Origin of the sequence: Paenarthrobacter sp. CM16 (assembly GCF_013179505.1) — a bacterium.
Taxonomy (GTDB): domain Bacteria; phylum Actinomycetota; class Actinomycetes; order Actinomycetales; family Micrococcaceae; genus Arthrobacter.
In genome coordinates this window covers 1-4,758 of record NZ_JABMCX010000329.1, presented here as the reverse complement: position 1 = coordinate 4,758, position 4,758 = coordinate 1, and the positions used below count along the sequence as shown (strand labels likewise).

The following is a 4,758-nucleotide window of genomic DNA, read 5'->3' as shown; positions in this document are numbered from 1 at the left end:
GGTGGGACCCGTATCAGCCGCGACGGTCATCGAACTCCCTTTCAACGGCCCATGGCGCCACAGAACTTCTGATTGGTTCCCGACCAGGAAACCGTTGGGACAGACGTGAGCTTGCCCACGATTCTACACCGGCGCGTCAGCCCCGAAGGTGCGTGCGTCCTCCGACAAACACCCTGCCGTGTGAGACAAGTCACGCTGGGCTCCTGCGGTGGAAGATTGCGGAATGACCGACACCGTGCCGCGCAGATCTCCCGTGGCACCGAGGCAGGAGCACACTATGAGCGTGGACAACCCCGTCAAGGGCAGGACGGCCGGACCTGCACACACCAGGGGACTTCTTGGCGTACCGGCAGTGACTTTCATGATTATTGCGGCTTCAGCGCCGCTGACCGTCCTGGCGGGCGGAGTGACCACGACGTTCGCAGTCACGGGGGTGGTGGGAGTGCCGCTGTCCTTCCTGATCCTCGGCGGAATCCTGGCACTGTTCGCCGTGGGCTATGCGGCAATGAGCCGTTACGTCACCAACGCAGGAGCCTTCTACGCGTACATCGCACAGGGTATTTCCAGGCCGGCCGGCGTTGGGGCGTCACTCATTGCGCTGATGGCCTACAACCTGATGCAGGTAGGCATCTACGGGCTGTTTGGGTTTACCGTGTCCTCACTCCTTTCCGCGCGCCTGGGCATCAGTGTCCCGTGGTGGATACCGGTGCTGGTCTGCATCGCCATCGTGGGGTGGCTGGGAGTCAACCGCGTGGACCTCTCTGCCAAGGTGCTTGGCATCCTGGTGGCACTGGAGTTCCTGGTGGTCATTGTCTACGACGTCATCAGCCTTGCCGTTGCCCCTGAAGGTATTAGCGCAGCAGCCTTCAGCCCCGAGAGCCTGTTCGTCCCCGGCATTGGGGCCGTGCTCTCGTTCGGCATCGCGGCGTTCATGGGCTTTGAGTCCGCAGCCATCTACGGTGAGGAGTCCAAAGACCCCAAGCGAACGGTTGCCAGGGCGACGTTCGCAGCCGTGGGAATCATCGCCGTGTTCTATGCGGTCTCCGCTTGGGCCATGACCGTGGGTGCAGGTCCCTCAGCCGTCATCGAATCAGCAGCTGCCAACGGGCCGGACATGATGTTCGCGTTCCTGGGCGCCAATGGAGGGGTGCTGCTCAGTGACATCGCCCAGGTCCTCTTCGTCACCAGCCTGTTCGCCGCACTGGTCAGCTTCCACAACGCCGTGGCCCGCTACTTCTTTTCCCTGGGCCGCGAGCGTGTCCTGCCAGCGGCGCTCGCCAAAGTCCGGCAGGGCAGTGGAGCGCCCTTCGCGGGATCGTTGGCGCAGTCGGTGATCGCCGTCGTCGTCACGCTGGGCTTCGCCGTGGCAGGCGCAGGTTCCGAGCTCGGCGAACTGTACCCGGTCCTGACCATGTTCACGTGGCTGACCAACAGTGGCGCCTTGGGGCTGGTCCTGTTGATGACCGTCGTGTCGGTGGCCGTGATTGGCTTCTTCCGGCGTAACCAGCACGGAACCAGCCTGTGGGTCCGGGTGATCGCACCGATGCTGGGCTTCGTGCTCCTCGCAGTGGTCCTGGTGCTGATCCTGGCCAACTTCAACGTCTTGCTCGGCCAAACAGAATCCACCGCAGCATCCTTCGTCCTCCCCGCGCTGGTGCTGTTGCCCGGGGTGGTGGGTGTCCTCTGGGGCCTGCGGCTCAGGAGCTCGCAGCCAGCCCTTTATGCCAGGATCGGGCACGGTTCCGAGGACTAGGGAGGAAGTTCAGGCGAGCTGGCTCTCGATGCGGGCAGCGCTCGCGGCCAGTGCCTGTCCCACGGCGTCGGCGTCCTGGTCCAATCGGATGTAAACGACGGCGATGGCGGCCGGCCGTCCACCCGGAACCTTGATGGGGGCGGCAATGGAGGACAGCCCGGCAATCACTTCGTCATGGCTGGTGGCATAGCCAAGGCGGCGCGCCTCGTGGGCTTCGGGGCGGTAGGGGTTGCCGGCGCCAACCTGCTGCCAGCGTTCCTCGGTCATGGTGGACTGGATGGCTATTCCGGGAGCGCCGGTGCTGACCGGGTGGCGGCTTCCGGGGTGTTGGGCCAGCGCGGCGCCGGAGTGCCGTGGCTCCACGGTGACCAGCGTGACGCATTCCTGGTGGTCCCAGACCGCGACGAACGCCGTCATGTGCAGGGAATTGGCAAGTTGCGTGAGCTCGGGCAGCGCTGCGGTTTGAAGGTTCCGGGAGACGCCGCTGGCAAGGACTGCCAATCCTGGGCCAGGCTGAACCCGCCCTGAGTCGTCGCGCACCAGGAGTGAATGGTCTTCCAGTGTCCGGAGGATCCGGTAGGCCACAGAGCGGTGCACCCCGAGGGCCTCGGTGAGCTCGGCAATGGTGAGGGGACGCTCGGCGGCTGCGAGGATCTCCAGGGCGCGGATTCCCCGTGACAAGGTTTGCGACGGCGGAGCCTGCGTTGCCGCTTCCGATGAAGGCTGGATATCGCTGCGGGGATTCATGCGAACCATCCTATGTTGGAGCGAAGTTCCCAGGGGCTGTGCTTTGGGTCACAGGTTGTAGTATTCTTTCCTAACTGACCGTTCTGTCGGTTAATGCAAGTCAAGTGCCGACCAGTCACTCTCACCCCATGGAGTTCCAATGACCGCAACTTCCACTGTCGACTCACCGTCAGGGCCCAGCAGCAAGCGCGAAGAGCGCAGGGTCCTGGCCGGGACATTGGTGGGCACCACCATTGAGTGGTACGACTTCTTCATCTTTGCCCAGCTCACGGCGACGCTGCTGGCGCCCTTGTTCCTCTCTCCCCTGGAGAAGTCCAACCCGGGTGTAGCCCAGCTTTTGTCGTTCGCCACGATCGGCATCAGCTTCCTCTTCCGTCCCCTCGGGGCTTTCGTTGCCGGGCACCTCGGCGACAGGATGGGCCGAAAGGCCGTCCTGGTCATGACTCTTGTCATGATGGGTGCAGCCACTGCCCTGATCGGCATGCTGCCCACCTACGCAACCATCGGCGTCTGGGCTCCCATCCTGCTGATTACCCTGCGCGTAGTCCAAGGGTTCTCCGCCGGTGGTGAGTGGGGCGGTGCGGCACTCATGGCTGTGGAGCATGCGCCGCTCAAGAAGCGCGGGCTCTTCGGCGCCTACCCGCAGATTGGTGTTCCGATCGGCATGATCCTGGCCACCGGCCTGTTGTTCCTGCTCCAGTCGGGAATGTCCAAGGAAGATTTCGCCTCCTGGGGATGGCGCGTGCCATTCCTGTTGTCGGTGGTCCTGATCGTGGTGGGTTACCTCATCCGTCGGGCTGTGGGTGAAAGCCCTGTCTTCAAGGAAATCGCCCAGCGCAAGGCCGAAAGCAAGGCGCCCTTGGGTGAACTCTTCCGCAAGAACAAGAAGGAAGTTCTCCTTGCAGCCCTGATCTTCATCGCCAACAATGCCGCCGGGTACTTGCTGATCGCCTTCTTCATCTCCTACGCCACGCGTACGTTGAAGATGCCCACCCCGCAGGTCCTGCTGGCCACCACCATCGCCTCCTTCGGCTGGCTGATCTTCACTATGGTGGGCGGTTGGTTGTCGGACAAGATCGGACGCGTCAAGACGTTCCTGATCGGTTACGGCTTGGTCTTTGCCTGGATGATCCCGATGTTCGTGTTGATTGATTCAAAGGACATCGTGCTCTACGGAACCGCTTTGTTCGTCCTGACCATCGGCTTGGGACTGTCCTACGGTCCCATGTCCGCCATGTACGCGGAAATGTTCCCGGCCCAGGTCCGCTACTCCGGAATCTCCATTGGATACGCCCTGGGTGCCATCCTGGGCGGTGCCTTCGCGCCACTCATCGCCCAGGCACTCCTGGACACCACCAAGTGGTCCGGCTCGGTGGGCATCTACATCATGGTTCTGTGCGTCATCTCCGCCATTGGCGTGATCCTGGCCAAGGAAACCCGTGGCCGGCCGCTGGGTTACAGCGTTCACCACTAAAGCTGCACTAAAGAAAAGGCGGGCGCGGTCCTCAGGGGACCGCACCCGCCTTTTGCGTGGGAACGACGCCGGCTACTTCTGCCCGCCGGCACCGGCACCTTCGAGTTGGCGTACGACGTCGTTGTCGGACAGTTGCTCAAAATGCTCGTAGAAAGCGCCGACAGCGTGGAATTTACCGGGTGTGTGAAGGACCATCACCGCATCGCACACCCGCGCCAGAGAGGTGGAGGCTTCCAGTGACGCCACCGGCACAGCGGCTATTACTGTGCGCGCCCCGGCCGAACGAACCGCTTCCACGGCCGCCCGCATGGTGGCCCCTGTGGCAAGCCCGTCGTCGGCCAGCACCACGGTCTTTCCGCGAAGGTCGTGCCTGGTACCCGGGTATGTCTGCGCTCGCCGGAGCAGCTCGGCCCGTTCATGGGCTTCCACGGCATCCAGCGCCGATTGGGTGATGCCGTGGGCGAGGATGAGTTCCTTCAGAGGTTTATTGACGATCCGGAGCACATCACCCTGTGACCAGGCCAAGGCGCCGAAGGCGGTCTCGTCGCGGCCGGGGATGCCGAGCTTGCGTACCAGTACAGCGCCGTAGGGCAGGTATAGCCCCGTTGCTGCTGCTGCGGCCACGGGGACTCCGCCGCGGGCCAGGCCCAGCACGATGGTGTCCGGCTGCTCCCGGAGTTGGGGGAGGGCTTCAGCCAGGCGTCGACCGGCTTCCGCGCGGTCTTTGAAACGCATGCCCATCTGCTCCACTTCCACGAAATTCTTTGCAGTTCCAAGCCTACCG

The 4,758-nt window shown here is 63.4% G+C and carries 4 protein-coding genes; 2 read left to right on the top strand and 2 right to left on the bottom strand.

Annotated elements, in window-relative coordinates; genetic code table 11:
• Window positions 1-277: 277 nt before the first annotated feature.
• The gene (locus HP499_RS20900) at window positions 278-1,753 is read left to right on the top strand and encodes an APC family permease (protein ID WP_172326043.1); all 1,476 of its coding nucleotides are present in this window, start codon (window positions 278-280) and stop codon (window positions 1,751-1,753) included.
• 9 nt (window positions 1,754-1,762) lie between these two features.
• On the opposite strand, the gene HP499_RS20895 is transcribed toward HP499_RS20900, so the two are convergent.
• A complete protein-coding gene (locus tag HP499_RS20895) occupies window positions 1,763-2,509 on the bottom strand; it encodes an IclR family transcriptional regulator (RefSeq protein ID WP_172326042.1) in 747 nt (248 codons plus the stop codon).
• 130 nt (window positions 2,510-2,639) lie between these two features.
• Between HP499_RS20895 and HP499_RS20890 the strand changes: the two genes are divergently transcribed.
• Window positions 2,640-3,974, top strand: coding sequence for an MFS transporter (locus tag HP499_RS20890; protein ID WP_172326041.1), 1,335 nt, complete (start codon window positions 2,640-2,642; stop codon window positions 3,972-3,974).
• 72 nt (window positions 3,975-4,046) lie between these two features.
• Here the strand turns inward: HP499_RS20890 and HP499_RS20885 are convergent, their stop codons facing one another.
• Window positions 4,047-4,715, bottom strand: coding sequence for a phosphoribosyltransferase (locus HP499_RS20885; protein ID WP_172326044.1), 669 nt, complete (start codon window positions 4,713-4,715; stop codon window positions 4,047-4,049).
• Window positions 4,716-4,758: the final 43 nt, after the last annotated feature.